We start from the raw sequence: 16,657 nt of genomic DNA on the forward strand, positions 1-16,657 counted from the left end.
GCGTCTCGACGTGACGGGGCCGGTCGAGATAGCGCTCGACGAAGCACTCGCCGCGCCCGAAGGCGGCCACGGCCTCGCGCACCGCCGACTCGTACAGCTCGGCGACCTCGCCCAGCTCGCGGGCGACCTTGATGCCGCGCCCGCCGCCGCCGTACGCGGCCTTGATCGCGATCGGCAGCCCGTGCTCCTCCGCGAACGCCACGACCTCCTCGGCCCCGGAGACCGGGTCCTTGGTGCCCGCGACCAGCGGCGCGCCGACCTTCTGGGCGATGTGCCTGGCCCGCACCTTGTCGCCGAGCGCGGCGATCGCGGCCGGCGGCGGACCGATCCAGACCAGTCCGGCGTCGATGACGGCCTGCGCGAAGGCGGCGTTCTCGGCCAGGAAGCCGTATCCGGGGTGGACCGCGTCCGCGCCGGATCGCCGGGCCACGTCGAGCAGCTTGCCGATGTCGAGATAGGTCTGCGCGGGGCTCTGCCCGCCCAGCGCGTACGCCTCGTCGGCGACCCTGGCGTGCAGCGCGTCGAGGTCCTGGTCGGCGTAGACGGCCACGCTGCCGATCCCGGCGTCCTTGCACGCGCGGGCCACCCGTACGGCGATCTCGCCGCGATTGGCGATCAGAACCTTCCGCACCGGCTCTCCCGTCCTTTCCCTGACGACTGAGACTCAACGGCCAAGGTACGCCCCGCCGTTCACGTGCAGCACCTGCCCAGTGATGTGCCTGGCACCAGGTGAGGCCAGGAAAAGAACGGTATCGGCCACGTCGGCGGGCGTGCCGGGGCGGCCGTTGCGGGTGTTGTCCACGCGGGCGCGGATGCCCTCCTCCGTCAGCCGGCCGCGGAAGAACTCGGTGTCGACGACGAGACCGGGGGAGACGACGTTCGCGGTGATCCCTTTGGGGCCCAGTTCGGCGGCGAGGTCGGCGGTCCACGACTCGACGGCCGCCTTGGCGGCGCCGTAGGAGCCGGAGCCCGTGCCCCTGGCGGCGATGGAGCCGATCGAGACGACCCGCCCGCCCGCGCCCATGCGCGGCGTCAGCGCGGTCGTCATGAGCACGGCGGACATCAGGTTGGCGTTCAGGTTGGCCCACCAGGCCTCGGCCACGTCCATCAGGTCGCCGGACTGCCTGCGGTCGAGGTTGGTGTTGCCGCCCGCGTTGTTGACCAGCACGTCCACGTGCTCGGGCAGGCTGTCGAGCGCCTCGTTGACGGCGACGGGACTGGCGGCGTTGAAGGACGCGTACGCGGCGCCGATCCGCTGCGCGGCCTCCTTCAGCACGTGCTCGCGACGCCCCGTGATCGTGACATGGTCGCCCAGCGCGGCGAACGCCTCGGCGACCGCGTATCCGATGCCGGTGCCGCCGCCGGTCACCACAACCTCACGCATGGCCCGACTGCTCCCAACGGATCCGAACAATCCTCGGGTAGACCATAGCCGCTCGGTATATCACCGGCGACGGGTGGCGAGTCTTCTTTAAGGTGAGTGCGCCTTTCCCAAGTTCCAGGAGGTATGCATGAGCCAAAGCATGCTCGGCGGCGACCCCGCGGAAATGCAGACGATGGCCACCCAGTTCACCCAGCAGTCGGAGGCGGTCCGCACCACGATGACCGCGCTCGACCGCGAGGCCGCCAAGGTCGGCACCGCATGGACCGGGCCGGGTGCCCAGCGTTTCCAGCAGGCGTGGCAGAACTACCGCACGGCCTTCCAGCGGATGACGGAGGAGCTTGCGGAGGCGTCCCGGGTGATCGGGACCTACCGGCAGAACATCGAGTCCGCCACGAAGTGATCAACGGATGGGGCCCTGGCAAGGACGCCGGGGCTTCCTTCCGCGTTCCTGAATGGTTCGGTGAAAAAGGCGACGTTCTGGTGAACCGGTCGAGCTGTCGAATCACGACAAGCTAGGCTTTTTCGCCATGATTGGTCGCGTCCTCCTGGCGAGCGTGCTCGCTCTGCAGGTCCCAATGGTGCCCGCGGCCGCTCAGGCCGCCTGCGACCCGCCCAGAGGCACCCTGCAGGTCGGCGAGTCGTGGGCGCAGAAGCTGCTCGACCCCAAACGCCTGTGGTCGCTCTCCACCGGTTCCGGCGTGCCCGTCGCGATCGTCGACAGCGGCGTGGACCTGCAGCATCCGCAGATCCGCCTGGCGGGCAGGGCCGACCTCACCGGCAAGGGCTACCAGGACTGCGTCGGGCACGGGACCGCCGTGGCGGGGATCATCGGCGCGCAGTACATGCAGGGAGTGCTGTTCTACGGCATGGCGCCGGGGGCGCGGCTGCTGTCGTACAAGCAGACCGACTCCGCCACGGGCGGCGACCCCACCCTGTTGAGCAGGGCCATCAAGGCCGCCGCCGACCAGGGCGCCAAGGTCATCAACGTGTCCATCAAGACGGGCGACCAGCCGGCGCTCAAGGCGGCCGTCGAGTACGCGATCGCCAAGGACGCGGTCGTCGTGGCCGCGGCGGGAAACGTGCAGAAGGAGGACGGCACGCCGACTCCCGCGTATCCGGGCGCCTACGACGGGGTCCTCGCCGTAGGGGCGGCCAAGCAGGACGGCGGCCTGGCCGAGTTCTCCAACGTCAAGACCCCCGTCGGCGTGCTCGGTCCCGGTCAGGGCATCACCGCCACCTGGACCGGCCGGGCCTACTTCAAGGACCTTGAGGGCACCAGCTACGCCACCCCCTATGTGGCGGGGACGGCGGCGCTGGTCCGAGCCCGCTTCCCCACGCTGGACCAGGCCCAGGTACGCCAGCGCATCATCGCCACGGCCAACGGCGCGACCGGCGAGGGCAAGGGGGCGGGCATGGTGAACCCCATGATGGCGCTCAGCGCGGTTCTGCCCTATGAGCCCGCCAACGCGCCCGTCGTGGCTCCCCCTCCGCCCAGCCCGCTGCCCGCGAGCGCGGTGGCCAAGGTCGCGCCGGTGGATCACGACGCGATCGACCTGGCCGTGCTCATCGCCGGGTCCGCGCTGGGGGCGGCCCTGCTCGTGGCCGTCGCCCGGATCATGATTCCCATGGGGCGGCGCAGGGGATGGCGGGCCGGCCGTGACGAATGATCCGTCTCACTGGGTCCGCAAGGAAACGGGACGGTGAATTGTCGGATTGGGCCGGAAACGACTGATGCTGATGTGACGGATCTGGTTGAATGTATCTAGATCATGCTTTGTTGCGAAAGGTTTGGTCATGAACCCTTTGCGCCCTGGTGACCCAGAGCGGATCGGCGATTACAGCATCGTTGGGCTGCTGGGAGAAGGGCCGAGGGGCCAGGTCTTCCTCGGACGCGAATCCGATGACGCGCCCGTCGTCGCCATCAAGCTGCTCCCGGCCGAAACCGAGGCCGGTCCTGACGCGCTGACCAAATATCTGGACGCTCAGCGAGTTTCGAGCTCGTACGTGGCCCGGGTTCTGGACGCCGGATTCCTGGACGAGCGGCCGTACATCGTGCGCGAGCACGTCGAGGGCAAGAGCCTGGCCCAGGTGGTGGCGGACGACGCGCCGCTGAGCGGCGACACCCTGGAACGGGTCGCGGTGGGGGTGCTGACCGCGCTGTCGGCCATCCACCTCGCGGGCCTGTCCCACAGGTCGCTCACCCCGCACAACGTGATCCTCGGTGCCGAAGGGCCCAGGGTGACCGACGCCGGGCTCGGCGACCCGGTGGGCGAGGCCGTCTACCAGGCCCCCGAGCAGCTCTCCGGCCTGCAGTACGGCCCGTACGCCGACGTGTTCGCCTGGGCCGCGAGCATGGTGTTCGCGGCGACGGGCAAGCCGCCGTTCGCCGATCGGGACGCGGTGCTGAACGCCGAGCCCGAGGTGGACCTCCAGACCGAACCGATGCGCAGGGTGCTGCTGTCGGCGCTGGCCAAGGAGGTCGGGCGGCGGCCGACCACGTACAGCGCCCTCATGCAGGTGCTCGGCGAGGCGAACGCGGCCAAGCCGCCGGCCGCCCCGCAGTCCGCCATCGAGGGGGTGCCGGTCCAGGCGCCGCCGCCGATTTCGGGCGTGCCCATGCAGGGTCCGCCGCCCGTCCAAGGGCCGCCGCCCCTCGCAGGTCCGCCGGGGCCTCCGCTCGTACAGGGGCCGCCCACGCGCGTGCAGGGTCCCCCCATGCAGGGTCCTCCTATGCAGGGCCCGCCCATGCGGGGCGTCCCCATGCCGCCGCAGCCCGAGACCCCCATGTGGGGGCCGCCGGATTCCGAGCAGCAGCACCCCCAGCACATCAGGCTGGAAGCGGTGCCGTCCGGCTCCGGCTCCCAGACGCCGCGCCGCGGCTTTCCCATGGCGCTGGTCGCCGGGGTCGGCGTGGTCGCGCTCCTGTCCGGCCTGGGCCTGTGGGGCGCGAACAGCTACGTGCGGCTGGAGCAGGTCGGCTCGGCCTCCGTGGCCCAGGCCAACACGAACGAGATCCCGGCGCCTCCCAGCGCTTCGGCGGCCTCGGTACCGCAGGGATCCAGCCCCGTCGGCGGTGACCCGCAGCAGCCGCAGCCCGAAGCCACGGTCCCGTGGGGAGCCACGGCCGCGCCCGACGAGTCCGGCGTCGGCCCGCTGGTGCTGCCGACCAACTGGGCGCCGGCCTCGACGGCGCCGTCGGTGCCCGAGCTGACCACCGCGCCGACCACCCCGGTGCCGATCCCGACGCAGCCGGTCGCGGTGCCCACCCAGCCGACCGTGACGCAGACGGCCGCGCCGACGCCCACGAAGGGGCGTCACCGGCCGACGGCGACCGTCACGAGGACGGTGGAGCCCAGCAGGAAACCCACCCCGACTCCGACCCCGACGAAGGAACCGGAGCCGACCAAGAAGCCGACGCCGACCAAGGAGCCGGAACCGGAGCCGACGCCGACCAAGACGACGGCCAGGCCCACCCCGACGAAGACCACGGCCAAGCCGACCCCGACCAAGACCACGGCCAAGCCGACCCCGACGAAGCCCTCTGAGCCGCCGAAGAAGAACCCGTACACGCCCACGCAGGTGTGCGGCTCGGGCTTCTCGGTGCAGCGCTCCCAGTCCTTCGCCGGCGGCGTGACGTACCAGCTCTGGAACAACGGCACCAGCCAGAACTGCGTGGTCACGATGAAGACCGCGGACGTGGGCAAGAACACGCCCGTCAGCGCCACGCTCGAGGTCCAGGGCGGCGGCCAGCAGACCGACTCCGGCAACTTCGAGTACTACGCCGGGCCGGTCAAGCTCACCGCGAAGGGCAAGTGCGTGCGCTTCTCCGGCAGCGCCGGCTCCGGCAGCACCAGCGCCGGCTGGGCGAACTGCGGCTGAGCCCGCTCGAAACAGAACGGGCCCGGACGGACATCACGTCCGGGCCCGTTCTGTTGCTCAGTAGCCGACGTAGGCGCCGCCGTTACTCACGTTGACCACGCCGGGCACGTTCGAGACTGAGCCGTAGCGGGCGATCGCGTACCGGACGCCGGCGACGATATTGTCCACCGGGTCGTAGATGTTCTTCCCGCTCAGCGCGTACGCGTTGAACGTCGGGTCGATGGTCTGCATCAGCCCCTTGGACGGCGTGCCCTTCTCCGCGTTGGAGTCCCAGGTGTTGATCGCGTTGGGATTGCCGCCGGACTCGTGCTGGATGATCATCGCGATGTGGTCGGGGTTCATCTTGGAGGCCGGCACGCCCCGCGCCTCCAGGATCCTGATGGCGTCCTGGATCCACCCCTTGACCTCGCCCGACGGCATGACGGCCGGTGGCGGGCCGCTCGAGCCGTACCCGCCGAAACCGCCGCCGCCGCCACCGTTGGCGCTCTGCGTGGAGGTGCCGTTCTGCTCCTGGTAGCCGGGATCGCGTTTCCAGTCGATGGTCCTGCCCGGCGCAGGGGTGAAGTGCTGGGACGCCACTTCGGGAATTCCGCGGAAGGTCGTCCCGCGTTCCTCCAGAAAACGGTCTATCTCGTTCTTGGCCTTGGTCACGGCCGTGTTCGCCGAGTTCACCCACGGCCGGGCGTCCTCCTTGGCCTGGTTGACCAGCCTGGTCAGCCCCGGCTTGACGTCATCCTCCGTGGCGTCGGGGTTGTCGGCGTAGTAGGTGGTCTTGTAGTTGGCGGCTGTGGTGTTCAGATCGCGGCAGATGGCGCTGATCTCGGAGTGCGCCTCCCCCAGAGCGCGGGCGGCGTTGTCGAGCGAGGTGGCCGAGTTGGTCAGCGCCGTCTTCAGATCCCCTGCCGCGGTGCCGTACTTGCGCATGTAGGTGTCGAAGGCGTCGGCGGAGCGGCCGTTCCAGGCCTGGTCCACCGTGCGGACCGCCCCCGCCAGCGCGGAGCCGAACTCGTCGACGTCGCCGGAGACGCTCCGCCAGCTGGTGGCGATCGAGGTGATCCCGACGGTGTCGCCGGTGACCTTGCGCAGCATCTCTTGGAGGGCCGCGCCTCCGGGCAGGTCGGAGACGCTCATGAGGTGGCCCTGTGGGTGCTGCGGATGTTCTCCTCCACGCTGTTCAGCCCGCGCTCGGCGTCGGCCAGTTTCCTGCGGGCCTCGTCCATCTCGCCGATGATGGTGTCCCAGACGTCGTTCGAGGCCGTGGCCAGCGTGGCCGAGTCCGTCAGGTCGCCGAAGGTGTCGGCGTTGATCGGGGGGCGGTTGCTGCGTGGCCTGCCGTTGTCGTTGTAGGTGAGCTCTCCCGGGTTGTGCTCGGACAGGGTGTCCTCGTACTGCCCGGTGGCCGTGTTGATGGCCGTACGGCACCTGTCCAGCGCTGAGAGGTGAATGTCAAGATCCGCCATGTCCAGCCGTCCCCGTCCCCTCGTTGGTCATTTCCGTTCAGGTTCGCCCGCGTCCAGGAACGCCGTCTGCATCAGCCGGGCGCCGAAGCGGCGGTCCACGAGCTGGCCGCGCCCCGGCGGGAGCGGCTGAGGGCGGACGTTGCCGAACAGGTAGCCTTCGTCCTTGCTTCCTGACATGAGCAGCGCCGGGGTGGCCATGTCCTTCAACCGCTGGACGAGCGGGTCGAACATGGCGCGGCTGGCGCCGCCCATCTGACGGGCCAGCACGAGGTGCAGGCCGATGTCGCGGGCTTGTGGCAGCAGGTCCACCAGCGGCAGCAGCGGATTGGACGAAGTCGCGACGAGGTCGTAGTCATCGACGAAGATGTACAGGTCCGACCCCTGCCACCAACTCCGCTCGCGTAGCTGGTCCGGCGTCAGGTTGGCCGGGGGCAGGCGGTTGAGCAGGGCGCCCCTGGCGTCGTTGATCAGGTCGGCGGCGGCGGCGCTGGACGCGGCGTAGCCGATGCGGTGGTCGGTCGCCGCCGAGTCGAGCAGCGCCCGCCGGTAGTCGATCACGATCATCATCGCCTGGCTCGGCTGCTTCCTGCGGACGAGTCCTTCGGCGATGAGGCGCAGCAGGTTCGACTTGCCGCTCTCGTTCTCGCCGAACACGACGAAGTGCGGGTCGGTGTCGAAGTCCAGCGCCACGGGCGACAGCGAGGTCTCGTCGATGCCGATCGGGATGCGGTCCGGGTCCTCGGGCAGCGCGGAGACCGGCAGGACAGCGGGCAGCAGCCGGACCGGCGGAGCCGGAGGGCCCTGCCACGACTCGCGGACGGCCTGAACCAGCCCGCGCGCCCCGGTCGCCAGGTCCGAGGCGTTCTGCACCCCGTCGATCCTGGGCAGCGCCGACAGGAAGTGGAAGCCGTCCTTGGTCAGCCCGCGCCCCGGTGTGCCTTCGGGCACGCCGAGCGCCTTCTTCCTGCTGACCTCCGACTCGTAGGCGTCGCCCAGCTTGAGCTCGATCTTGGTGCCGAGCAGGTCGCGGATGCTCGGCCGGAACTCCGACCACTTGTTGGACGTGCCGACCAGGTGGATGCCGTAACCGAGGCCGCGGGCCGCGATGTCCGTGATGACCGGCTCCAGCGTGTCGAACTCCTGCCTGAGCGTCAGCCAGCCGTCCACGATCAGGAACACATCGCCCCAGCCGTCGCCCTCGACCGTGCCCTCTTGGCGCATCTGCCGGTAGGACGCGACCGACTCGATGCCGTGTTCGCCGAAGTCCCGCTCGCGCTGCTCCAGGATCGCCTTGACCTCGGCCACCGTCCGGCGCACCCGGTCGCCGTCCAGGCGCGAGGCGACACCGCCCACGTGCGGCAGCCCCTCCAGCGAGGCGAGCGCGCCACCGCCGAAGTCGAGGCAGTAGAACTGGACCTCGCGCGGGGTGTGCATGAGTGCCATGCTCGTCACCAGCGTGCGCACCACGGTGCTCTTGCCGCTCTGCGTGCCGCCCGCCACGCCCACGTGGCCGGCGGCGCCGGAGACGTCCAGCCAGAACGGGTCGCGGCGCTGCTCGAAGGGCTTGTCGATGATGCCGATGACCGCGTGCAGCCGTCCCCTGCCCTGCCAGCCCGCCGTCGTCAGGCCGTGATCCGGGGTGACCGAGAGCGGCGGCAGCAGGTGGGCCAGGGTCGGCGGTTCGGCCAGCGGGGGCAGCCAGATGCGATGGGCGGCGGGGCCGTGCCCTGCCAGCCGGCCGACCACCACGTCGAGCAGGCTGCGCTGGTTGCTGGAGGCCGGTTCGTCCTCCGGTTGCGGCGTCGTCTGGACCGGAGTGGTGATCTCGGGCAGCGGCATGTGGGCCGGGCCGTACTCGACGACCTCGCGCAGGACCGCCGGGCCGTCGGCGGCCGCGGTCTGGGAGAAGTCGTCGTGGTGGGCGCCCGAGACGTACGCGGCCTTGAACCTGGTCATACCGGTCGTGTCGAACTTCAAGAAGCCGTTGCCCGGCGCGGACGGCAGCTCATAGGCGTCGGCCACGCCCAGCACGACCCGGCTCTCCATGGCCGAGAACGTCCGCAGGCCGATCCGGTAGGACAGGTGCGTGTCCAGGCCGCGCAGCCGTCCCTCCTCCAGCCGCTGCGAGGCCAGGAGCAGGTGCACGCCGAGCGAACGGCCCAGCCGGCCGATCATCACGAACAGGTCGATGAACTCCGGTTTGGCCGCCAGCAGCTCGCTGAACTCGTCGAGCACGATGAACAGCGTCGGCATCGGCCGCAGGTCGGCCCCCTGCTCCCTGGCCCGTTCGTAGTCGCGCAGCGAGGCGTAGTTGCCCGCCGCGCGCAGCAGTTCCTGGCGGCGCACCATCTCGCCGTGCAGCGCGTCGTGCATGCGGTCGACCAGGGGGAGCTCGTCCTCCAGGTTGGTGATCACCGCGGAGACGTGCGTGAGCGTCTCCAGGCCCAGGAACGTCGCGCCGCCCTTGAAGTCGACCAGCACGAAGTTGAGGATCTCGGACGAGTGCGTGATCGCCAGCCCGAGTACGAGCGTGCGCAGCAGCTCCGACTTGCCCGACCCGGTCGCGCCGATGACCAGCCCGTGCGGCCCCATGCCGCCCTGCGCCGACTCCTTGATGTCCAGCTCGACCACCCGGCCGTCGCCGCCCAGGCCGATCGGCACCCGCAGCCGGTTGCGGCCCGCCCTGGGCTGCCAGGTGACCGAGGGCTGGAGCCTGCCAGGGTCGCCCACGCCGAGCAGGTCGGTCAGCGTGGTGTTGGTGCCGAGCAGGTCCTGCGCCTCGCCGCCCGAGCCCACCGAGGCCCGTAGCGGCGCGAGCTGCCTGGCCAGCCCCTCGGCCCGCGCGTAGTCCAGAGCGTCGGGATCGCCCAGCCGGTTCGTGGACCGCTTGCCCGCGTGGTCGATCTTGACCATGTGGAACCCGTCGGGCTGGATCTCCAGCCTGAGCGTGCTGGCCTCCTCGGCGGGCCCGGTGGCGTCCGAGAGGTCGATCACGGTGACGCCCTGGATGGCGTCCGTGCCGAGTTGCGAGTCGTGCGGCACGTGCCCGCCGTCCACGATCACCACGTGGTACGGCAGCGCGTCGGCCGCCGTGCCAGGACGGAACCTGGCCCGTTCCTTGAGCTCGTCACCCACGAGCCGGTCGAGGTGGGCCATGTTCTCGGCCATCATCCGGACCTGCCCGGCCGCGTCCACCTCTTCCGGGTGCAGCGCGTGCGGCAGCCACTTGACCCAGTCCCAGTGCGGCATCCACTCCCTGCTCGCGCAGACCAGGACCCGCATGTCGTCGGGGGAGTGGAAGGTGGTCAACTGCGCGATCATGGCCCGGACGAGGCTCCGCATGGCCCGTTGGTCGCCGCTGAGGCGGATCCTGGCGAAAGAGTTGAGCGCGACCGCCACGGGCAGCCCGGCGACCGTCGAGTGGGCCCTGACGAACCTGCGCAGCGCGCCCGCCGTCAGCGCGTCCAGATCCTCGACCGGCTTGGAGTCTGGCGGGATGAGCTGCACGGCCAGCTTCTGCACGCCCGTGCCCAGGCGTACCGTGCCGAAGTCCTCGTCGCGCGGCCTGCGCTCCCACAGGCGCGGACCCATGGCCACCCACCAGAGCGTGTCGGGGGCGGGGCCGCTCCACTCCAGGGCCTCACGCTGCTGGACGGCGGCCTTGCGGACCCGCCTGCGGATCTGGGAGAGGTAGCGGAAGTAGTCGCGGCGCAGGCCGTTGAGCCGGTTCTTGCGCTCTCCTGCCTGACGGCCGAACTGGCCGATCGTCATGCCCAGCATCGAGACGGCGAACAGGCCGCTGGCCACGTACATGATCGGGTTGGAGTTTCCGCCCGCCGTGAACATCAGCCCCATGGCCGCGCCGCCCGCGAGCATCGGGACGTACATGAGGACGCCGCTGAGCCCGGCCGGCTGCACCTCTGGAATTTCCGGAGGAGACTCCAAGAGGATTTCCCCACGCGGAGGTTTTGGGGCTGGGCGCCGCTCAGGGCGCCGTACAACAACAATGCTCACTTACGGGACAACCCTCCTGTCACCTGAAACACTTTCTTACCAGACCAGCCATCCCTATATGTTCGGCATGTCGGATTTAGCCAGCCGGACCTGGAGTGACCGTGACCTCGCTCGCCCATCAGCCGATGCAGCCGATGCAGCCCATGCCCCCGATGCCGCCGGGTGCGATGCCGCCGCAGCAGCCGCGATCCCCGCTGGCGCCGCTGTGTCACGTCACGATCGTGGCCCCGCGCCGCCGGGTCGACCTGGCGCTGCCCGCCGACATCCCGCTGCCGCACGTGCTGCCCGGCCTGCTCCGCGCGGTCGGAGAGGACGGCGGCGACGCGGCCTCCTCTCCGGGCTGGGTGCTCCAGCGGCTGGGCGGCACGCCGTTCGACCTGGGCCAGACGCTCGCCGCCCTGGGGGTGCTCGACGGCGAACTGCTCTATCTGCGGCCCCGCCAGGCCGTGCTGCCGCCCGCGCTCTACGACGACGTGGCCGACGTGGTGGCCACCGGTGTGCAGGAGAACACCGGCAAGTGGGAGAGCCGGCACACCAAGGCCATGGGCACGGGCGCGGCGGCCATCCTGCTCATGCTCGGCACGCCGGCACTGGTTCTGTCCGGCAGCCCGCCGCTGGGCGTGACCGTGGTCGCGGGCATGCTCGCGGTGCTGCTGGTCGCCGTCAGCGCGGCCCTGTCCAGGGCCGTGGGCGACTCCTCGGCGGGCGCGCTGATCGGCTACTCCGCGTTGCCCTACGCCTTCCTGGCCGGCCTGTACGGCCTCATAGGCGGCTCCACCGTGGCCGGGCTCGGCGCGCCCCACCTGCTGGCCGCGTTCGCCTGTACGGCGCTCGTGGCCACGATCGGCGGCACCCTGGTCGCCGACGGCGTGGCCGGCTTCCTCGGCACGGCCATCGCGGCGGTGGTGGCCGCGATCGGCGCCGCGGTGGTCATGGTGTTCGGACTGCCCGCCGAGGGCGTGGCCGCCATGACCGTCACCATCCTGATCTCGCTCAGCCCGCTGATCCCCGGACTGTCGTTCAAGATCGCCCGGGTGCCGCTGCCCACCCTCCCGACCAACGCGGAGGAACTGCGCGCCGACAACCAGCGGCTCGACAGCGAGGCCGTGCTCACCCGCACCGCGCAGGCCAGCCGGTACGCCACCGGCATGATCACCGGCATCGCGCTGACCGCGATCGGCGCCCTGGCCTACCTGGTCACCACGCCGACCTGGATGGCGATCTCGATGGCCGTCGTGCTCTCACTGGTGCTGCTGCTGCGCGCCCGCGTCTTCCACGGCCTCGGCCAGCGGCTCTGGCTGCTCGGCACCGGCCTGGCCGGCCTGGTGGCGGTGGCGATCGTGCTGAGCGCGGGCTCCGGCACGGTGGCCGCCGCCGCGGTCGTGATGGCCCTGCTCTGGCTGGCCATGCTGGTCGTCGGGCTCGGCCTGTGGCTCCCGTCCGGGCGGCCGTCGCCGTTCTGGGGCCGGGCGGCCGAGATCGTGGACGTGATCCTGCTCATCGCCCTCTTCCCGCTGGCGTTGGGCGTGCTTGAGGTCTACACCTGGGTCAGGGGACTGGCCGGGTGAATCCTCCCGCCGAATCCGTTTGTTCCGCTCACAGCGTCTTGGCGGTGAACATTTGGTGGAACTCGGTGAACTGGCGGTGGATATCAGGACTTCGAGTGGTCGCGCTGAAGCAGGAGATATCCCCGGCTCTGTGACAATAAGGTTGTGACGAAAGCGTCTTTTGCGGCATGTGAGGTGTGGCCATGATCGAGCGGGACTTCGGCGCGCTGGACTTCGACAAGATCCTCAAGAACGCCGAAGGGCAGATGTCGCGGATGGCCGAGCTGCAAACCTCCGTCGCCGAGTTGGTCGGCCGGGCCGAGGACGAGGACGGGCTGGTCATCGTGGAGTTCGCCGGCGGCGGGATCAAGGAGCTCACCCTCCACCCGAAGGCCATGCGCCTGACCTCGGGCGAGCTCGCCGAGCGCATCAAGATCGTCATCGAGGAGGCCGCGGCTGATCTGCAGCGGAAGATGAACGAGATGTTCGAGGAGGCGTTCGGGGAGGACAACCCGATGCGCTTCGGCACCGACCCGGAGGGCTCCATGGAGATGGTGCGGCAGGCCGAGGCGGCCTACAACCGCACCTTCGAGGACCTCATGGGGCAGCTCGACCAGATCCGCAAGCGCATGGAGGGCTGACTCTCGGGGCCTGCGCCGGGCTCTACGGTGTCACCGGCCCCTCAGACCCACCCGGTCCTCCCCGATCCTTTCCCGGGCCACACGCGCACTTCCCAAGCCCTCTCAGACCCGCGCGTGGCCTTCCTCAAGCCTTCTCAAACCGCGCGGTCCCTCTTCTCTCGCCAAAACCGCGTGCGGCCCCTCCTCGAAACGGGAGGGGCCGCACGCGGTTCACGGACCTTCGGTGCTCGGGCGCTCAGCCGATCTTGTCGGGGCTCGTGTTGTGCGGGATGTGCCAGACGCCGGGGTCCGGGTCGTAGATCTCGCGTTCACGCTCACCGCCCTCGTTGGCGGCCGCTGCGCCCATCCCCAGAGGCGGGTAGCCCATGAGGCCCGAACCGGGGGTGGCCCCGCCCCTGAGCACCGCGGGGCTGGCCGCCGGAGCCCCGCCGCTCGTGCCGTACCACGTGCTTCCACCCCCGCCCCCGAACGGAGTCGAGGTGCCGGAGGGCGTTTGGGTGGGGAACACCGTATTCGGCGTGTGCTGGTACGGGTTCGTGGTGGGGTTCCCGTTGGGCGTCGTCGTGGTCGGCGGGGTGTTCGTGTCGGCCAGCTGGGTCCGGTCGTCGTTGCCGCCGATGACCGGGGGCACGTCCTCCTGCGGCCGGTCGGAGCCGTCCTGGTTCTGGCCCTGGTCGCCGGGCTGGTTCTGGGAGTCGTCGGCGCCGCCCGGCTGGTCGGGGTGCTGCGGATCCGCGGACGGATCGTCCCCGCGCTGGTCGGGGGGCGTGCGCTGGTCCTGGTCCTGAGGCGTGTCCCGCTGGGACCCCGAACCGTCGCCGCCGCCGGTCGTCCTGTCCGAGCCGGCTGAACCGTTCGAACCGGACGAGCCGCCCGTGCCGTCGCCGCCGCCGTCCCAGTACGTCGTCCTGCCGGTCGGCACGTTCGTGCCGCCGTTGGGGTCGAGGCGATCCTGCCTCCGGGTGGTCACCTCGATGGGGGTGATCTCCGGAAGCTGGAAGGCGAGACCCTCGGAGATCTGGGAGTTGATCGTGGAGATCTGGTTGTTGAGCCGCTCCATGTGCCGGCGAGCGGCCGCGTCCGGGTCGGTGGAAGGAGCCTCGTACATGATCTCGCTGCTGGGGACCGACCCCATCCCGCCGCCGTCACCCTCGTCCGTGGGGGTTTCCGCGGGCACCGAGGAGCGGGCGCGACTGACCGCCTGGCCGTACTCCTTCATCTGCGTGCCGGTGCCGTGCATGGCCTCACCGAGCGCGCCGGCGCTGGCGTACAGCAGCCGCAGCGCCTCCAGGACCTGGGTGGCGTCCTGGCCGCGCCATGCGCCCGTCAGCTTGTTCGCCGCGGTCATGAGGTGGCTCTGGACGCTTCCTTCGTCCCCCCGCAGCTTTTGGGCCGCATAGACATAGCTTTCCCCGGCGGACTCGATTCCGCCGGGGTCGGTGTTGTCCAGCCACCCGACGACCTGGGCCCTGGTGGTGCTGGAATCGGGTGCGGTGACGCCGACCTCGTAGACCCTGATCGGCTCCCAATGATCGGCCATCGTTCACCCCTGCCGTTTCTTACGCACTGCTGTCTCGCTGACCCTTTTCGTAGTTGGAGATCGCCTGTTCAACCGCGTCGGCCCAGTTCTCGACGTACTCCATGAGCCTTTCGTAGCTCGGGCCGAACACGGCGTAGGCCTGCTCGATGTTCCCGCCGAAGGCGTCGGCCGCATCCCAGGACCCGGCCTGCTCCCGCCCGACGTTGCCCCGGTAGCTCACCTCGTTGACCGTGCCAGGCCCGGTCCAGGTGGCGCTCATCCCCGGTAGCGTGGAGCCGCGCAGTGCCGTGATGCCGGCGCGAAGGTCCCGAATGGCCCTCCTGACCTCGCCGTGGTCGACGAACGGCCCGCCGCCGTCGTCCCCGTCGAGACCGGGGAAATCTCTGGGAAGCTCGAGCTCAGGCGGCGGGCTGCCGCGTTCTGGGGCCTGACTCATGCCTTGCCTTTCGAATCACCGCGGATGTACGGGTTCGTCGTCGTCTCGTCGCTCATGAAGTATTCCTCGTCCTCCAGGAGCCACGTGGTCCGCGTCGATTCCTCCTGCTCGCCCTTGCGGCCTTGGCCGCCGGCGGCCACCGGCGGGATCACCGGGAACGCGGAGCCCTGGTTGCCCATGCCGCGCAGGGCGTTGGCCGCGGCGTTGGCCATCCCGTTTCCGAAGCCGCCTCCAGCGGACGTGCCGCCGCCGTACGGGCTGCCGATGCCCGTGGTGTTCGGCAGGTTCGTGGACGGGGGACCGGTCAGGGACGGATCGGGCATGCCCGCCAGGGAGGTCCGGGGGGCGTTCACGTTGGCGTCGGGGATGTTCCCCGAAGGGGTGCCCGGCGTGCCAGGCGTGTTGGCGCCCACGCCGCTGAGGTCCGTGTCGGGAGCTCCGCCGAGACTGCCGTCCGGGCCCGCCCCGACACCGGAGCCGTCGGGGTACCCGTTCCCGAGGCCGTTGTTGCCGAGGCCGGGGATCTGGTGCAGGTTCGGGTCCCGCAGGCCGTCCTGGTTCGGATAGCCCAGCCCGTCCAGATCGGCTCCCGGTGAGTTGATGGGCTGGTTGAAGCCGGCCGGCACCACGCCGTCGAACCTGCCGCCACCGTTGAACGGAATCTCGGGAATCCTCGGGTTGAGCATGTCGAACTGCGGGACGTCGGTCCTCAACGAATCAGGAAACGCCTCGTTGTTCTGCCTGGTCGCCTCGGTCAGCAGCCGGATGTGCTCCTTGGCGGCCTTCCTGTCCTTCTCCTCTTTGGAGTCGCCGATCAGGTTCTGGAACGGGCCGTCGGTGAACAGGGCGGTGACGCCACCGGCCAGCGTGCCCACGACGGCGCCGATCACCATTCCCGGCGGCCCACCGACCATCCCGCCCATGGTCCCGACCGCGCCGCCCTGGAAGGCGCCTTCGAGGACGTTGATGTCCCGGTCTGCGGACTCCGGCAGGTTCTTGCCGCTGAACACCGAGATCGTGTGCGCCTGCAGCAGGAGCGCGGGTGCCACGCCGCGCGGGTTCGTGGGGCAGCGGTCGGCGTCGGCGGGCGTCGCGCTGATCGTGGTGGACACCTCAGCGGCGGAGTCGCGCAGCCTGCGGAGCGAGGTCTTGACCGTCTTGGCGTCCTCGCCCGTGGTCCAGCGAGCGTCCAACTCCCGCAGGTGCCGGTCGATCACTTCGACCAGGTTGTCGAGGTGCCGCTTGGCGGTGAGAAGCTCGCCGGCCGCCTGGCGCACCAGTTCCGGCTTGTTCTTGGCCAGGATCTCCCGCAGCTGCCCGAGGTCCGCGAACGCGGGCTCCTCGGTGCTGATCGTCGCCCTGATCGGCTGCTGTTCCTGTGGCATCAGATCTGCGCAGTCTGGGAGCGGTCACTGCTGTCGCCCTCGGCGCCGTCATAGTTGTCCAGCGCCTGCCTGAGCAGGTCGATCGCGTTCTCGAGCTGGATGACGATGCTGTCGTAGGAGCTGGTGACGGCGGTGATTCCGTTGCGGGTGCTCTCGTGGAAGCTCATGGCAGCCGGCCAGTAACCGCCCATGGCCTCTAAGTCGCCGGACAGCTGGCTCGCCGTCGTCGTCACCGTGCTGGCAGGCGTGGCGGTGCCGCCGTTCTCCCTGCCGGGGCTCAGGATCCTGAGCGCCTCCTGCAGGTCGGTCCTGGCGGCTCTGATCGCTCGCCTGCTGAGATCCACCCCTTGATCGGTGCCCATGCTCCCCCT

Annotated in this window: 14 protein-coding genes; 5 read left to right on the forward strand and 9 right to left on the reverse strand. The window is 70.3% G+C overall.

Translation table 11 applies throughout. From position 1 onward, the window contains the following. On the reverse strand, nucleotides 1–631 hold a 631-nt coding region (locus tag ACFOY2_RS51110; protein ID WP_379535451.1), incomplete at its 3' end, for a biotin carboxylase N-terminal domain-containing protein. Between the two features lie 33 nt (nucleotides 632–664). Continuing rightward, nucleotides 665–1,384 carry an SDR family NAD(P)-dependent oxidoreductase gene (locus ACFOY2_RS51115; RefSeq protein ID WP_379535452.1) on the reverse strand — a complete coding sequence of 240 codons (720 nt, stop codon included), beginning with the start codon at nucleotides 1,382–1,384 and terminating at the stop codon, nucleotides 665–667. A 127-nt stretch (nucleotides 1,385–1,511) separates the two neighbouring features. Between ACFOY2_RS51115 and ACFOY2_RS51120 the strand changes: the two genes are divergently transcribed. The 3 genes from ACFOY2_RS51120 (at nucleotide 1,512) to ACFOY2_RS51130 (ending at nucleotide 5,263) form a co-directional block, all read left to right on the forward strand. Continuing rightward, the gene (locus ACFOY2_RS51120; protein ID WP_357812270.1) at nucleotides 1,512–1,784 is read left to right on the forward strand and encodes a WXG100 family type VII secretion target; all 273 of its coding nucleotides are present in this window, start codon (nucleotides 1,512–1,514) and stop codon (nucleotides 1,782–1,784) included. A 127-nt stretch (nucleotides 1,785–1,911) separates the two neighbouring features. Continuing rightward, complete coding sequence (locus ACFOY2_RS51125) at nucleotides 1,912–3,051, forward strand: S8 family serine peptidase (RefSeq protein WP_379535453.1); 1,140 nt, start codon at nucleotides 1,912–1,914, stop codon at nucleotides 3,049–3,051. Between the two features lie 127 nt (nucleotides 3,052–3,178). Then, nucleotides 3,179–5,263: a serine/threonine protein kinase gene (locus ACFOY2_RS51130; RefSeq protein WP_379535454.1), complete on the forward strand. Its 2,085-nt coding sequence runs from the start codon at nucleotides 3,179–3,181 to the stop codon at nucleotides 5,261–5,263. 57 nt (nucleotides 5,264–5,320) lie between these two features. Here the strand turns inward: ACFOY2_RS51130 and ACFOY2_RS51135 are convergent, their stop codons facing one another. Genes ACFOY2_RS51135 through eccCa form a run of 3 tightly spaced genes read right to left on the reverse strand, consistent with a single transcriptional unit; the run spans nucleotide 5,321 to nucleotide 10,668 of the window. Continuing rightward, nucleotides 5,321–6,394, reverse strand: a complete 1,074-nt coding sequence (locus ACFOY2_RS51135) for a transglycosylase SLT domain-containing protein (RefSeq protein ID WP_379535455.1) — start codon at nucleotides 6,392–6,394, stop codon at nucleotides 5,321–5,323. Continuing rightward, a complete protein-coding gene (locus ACFOY2_RS51140) occupies nucleotides 6,391–6,723 on the reverse strand; it encodes a hypothetical protein (protein WP_379535456.1) in 333 nt (110 codons plus the stop codon). Before ACFOY2_RS51140 ends, ACFOY2_RS51135 begins: the two co-directional genes overlap by 4 nt. A 27-nt stretch (nucleotides 6,724–6,750) precedes the next feature. Then, nucleotides 6,751–10,668 carry a type VII secretion protein EccCa gene (gene eccCa / locus ACFOY2_RS51145; protein WP_379535457.1) on the reverse strand — a complete coding sequence of 1,306 codons (3,918 nt, stop codon included), beginning with the start codon at nucleotides 10,666–10,668 and terminating at the stop codon, nucleotides 6,751–6,753. Between the two features lie 170 nt (nucleotides 10,669–10,838). Between eccCa and eccD the strand changes: the two genes are divergently transcribed. Then, nucleotides 10,839–12,305 carry a type VII secretion integral membrane protein EccD gene (gene eccD / locus ACFOY2_RS51150; RefSeq protein ID WP_379535458.1) on the forward strand — a complete coding sequence of 489 codons (1,467 nt, stop codon included), beginning with the start codon at nucleotides 10,839–10,841 and terminating at the stop codon, nucleotides 12,303–12,305. A gap of 182 nt (nucleotides 12,306–12,487) precedes the next feature. Further along, complete coding sequence (locus ACFOY2_RS51155; RefSeq protein WP_379535459.1) at nucleotides 12,488–12,925, forward strand: YbaB/EbfC family nucleoid-associated protein; 438 nt, start codon at nucleotides 12,488–12,490, stop codon at nucleotides 12,923–12,925. A 235-nt stretch (nucleotides 12,926–13,160) separates the two neighbouring features. Here the strand turns inward: ACFOY2_RS51155 and ACFOY2_RS51160 are convergent, their stop codons facing one another. From ACFOY2_RS51160 to ACFOY2_RS51175, 4 genes are read right to left on the reverse strand one after another with little or no spacing between them, the layout of a single operon-like run. Further along, entirely contained in the window at nucleotides 13,161–14,465 is a 1,305-nt protein-coding gene (locus ACFOY2_RS51160) for a WXG100 family type VII secretion target (RefSeq protein ID WP_379535460.1), read from the reverse strand. A 19-nt stretch (nucleotides 14,466–14,484) separates the two neighbouring features. After that, entirely contained in the window at nucleotides 14,485–14,901 is a 417-nt protein-coding gene (locus ACFOY2_RS51165; RefSeq protein ID WP_379535461.1) for a hypothetical protein, read from the reverse strand. Next, the gene (locus tag ACFOY2_RS51170) at nucleotides 14,898–16,286 is read right to left on the reverse strand and encodes a WXG100 family type VII secretion target (protein ID WP_379535462.1); all 1,389 of its coding nucleotides are present in this window, start codon (nucleotides 16,284–16,286) and stop codon (nucleotides 14,898–14,900) included. Before ACFOY2_RS51170 ends, ACFOY2_RS51165 begins: the two co-directional genes overlap by 4 nt. After that, a complete protein-coding gene (locus ACFOY2_RS51175; RefSeq protein ID WP_379535463.1) occupies nucleotides 16,286–16,648 on the reverse strand; it encodes a hypothetical protein in 363 nt (120 codons plus the stop codon). Before ACFOY2_RS51175 ends, ACFOY2_RS51170 begins: the two co-directional genes overlap by 1 nt. Nucleotides 16,649–16,657: the final 9 nt, after the last annotated feature.

This window comes from Nonomuraea purpurea (assembly GCF_042650645.1).
Classification (GTDB): domain Bacteria; phylum Actinomycetota; class Actinomycetes; order Streptosporangiales; family Streptosporangiaceae; genus Nonomuraea; species Nonomuraea purpurea.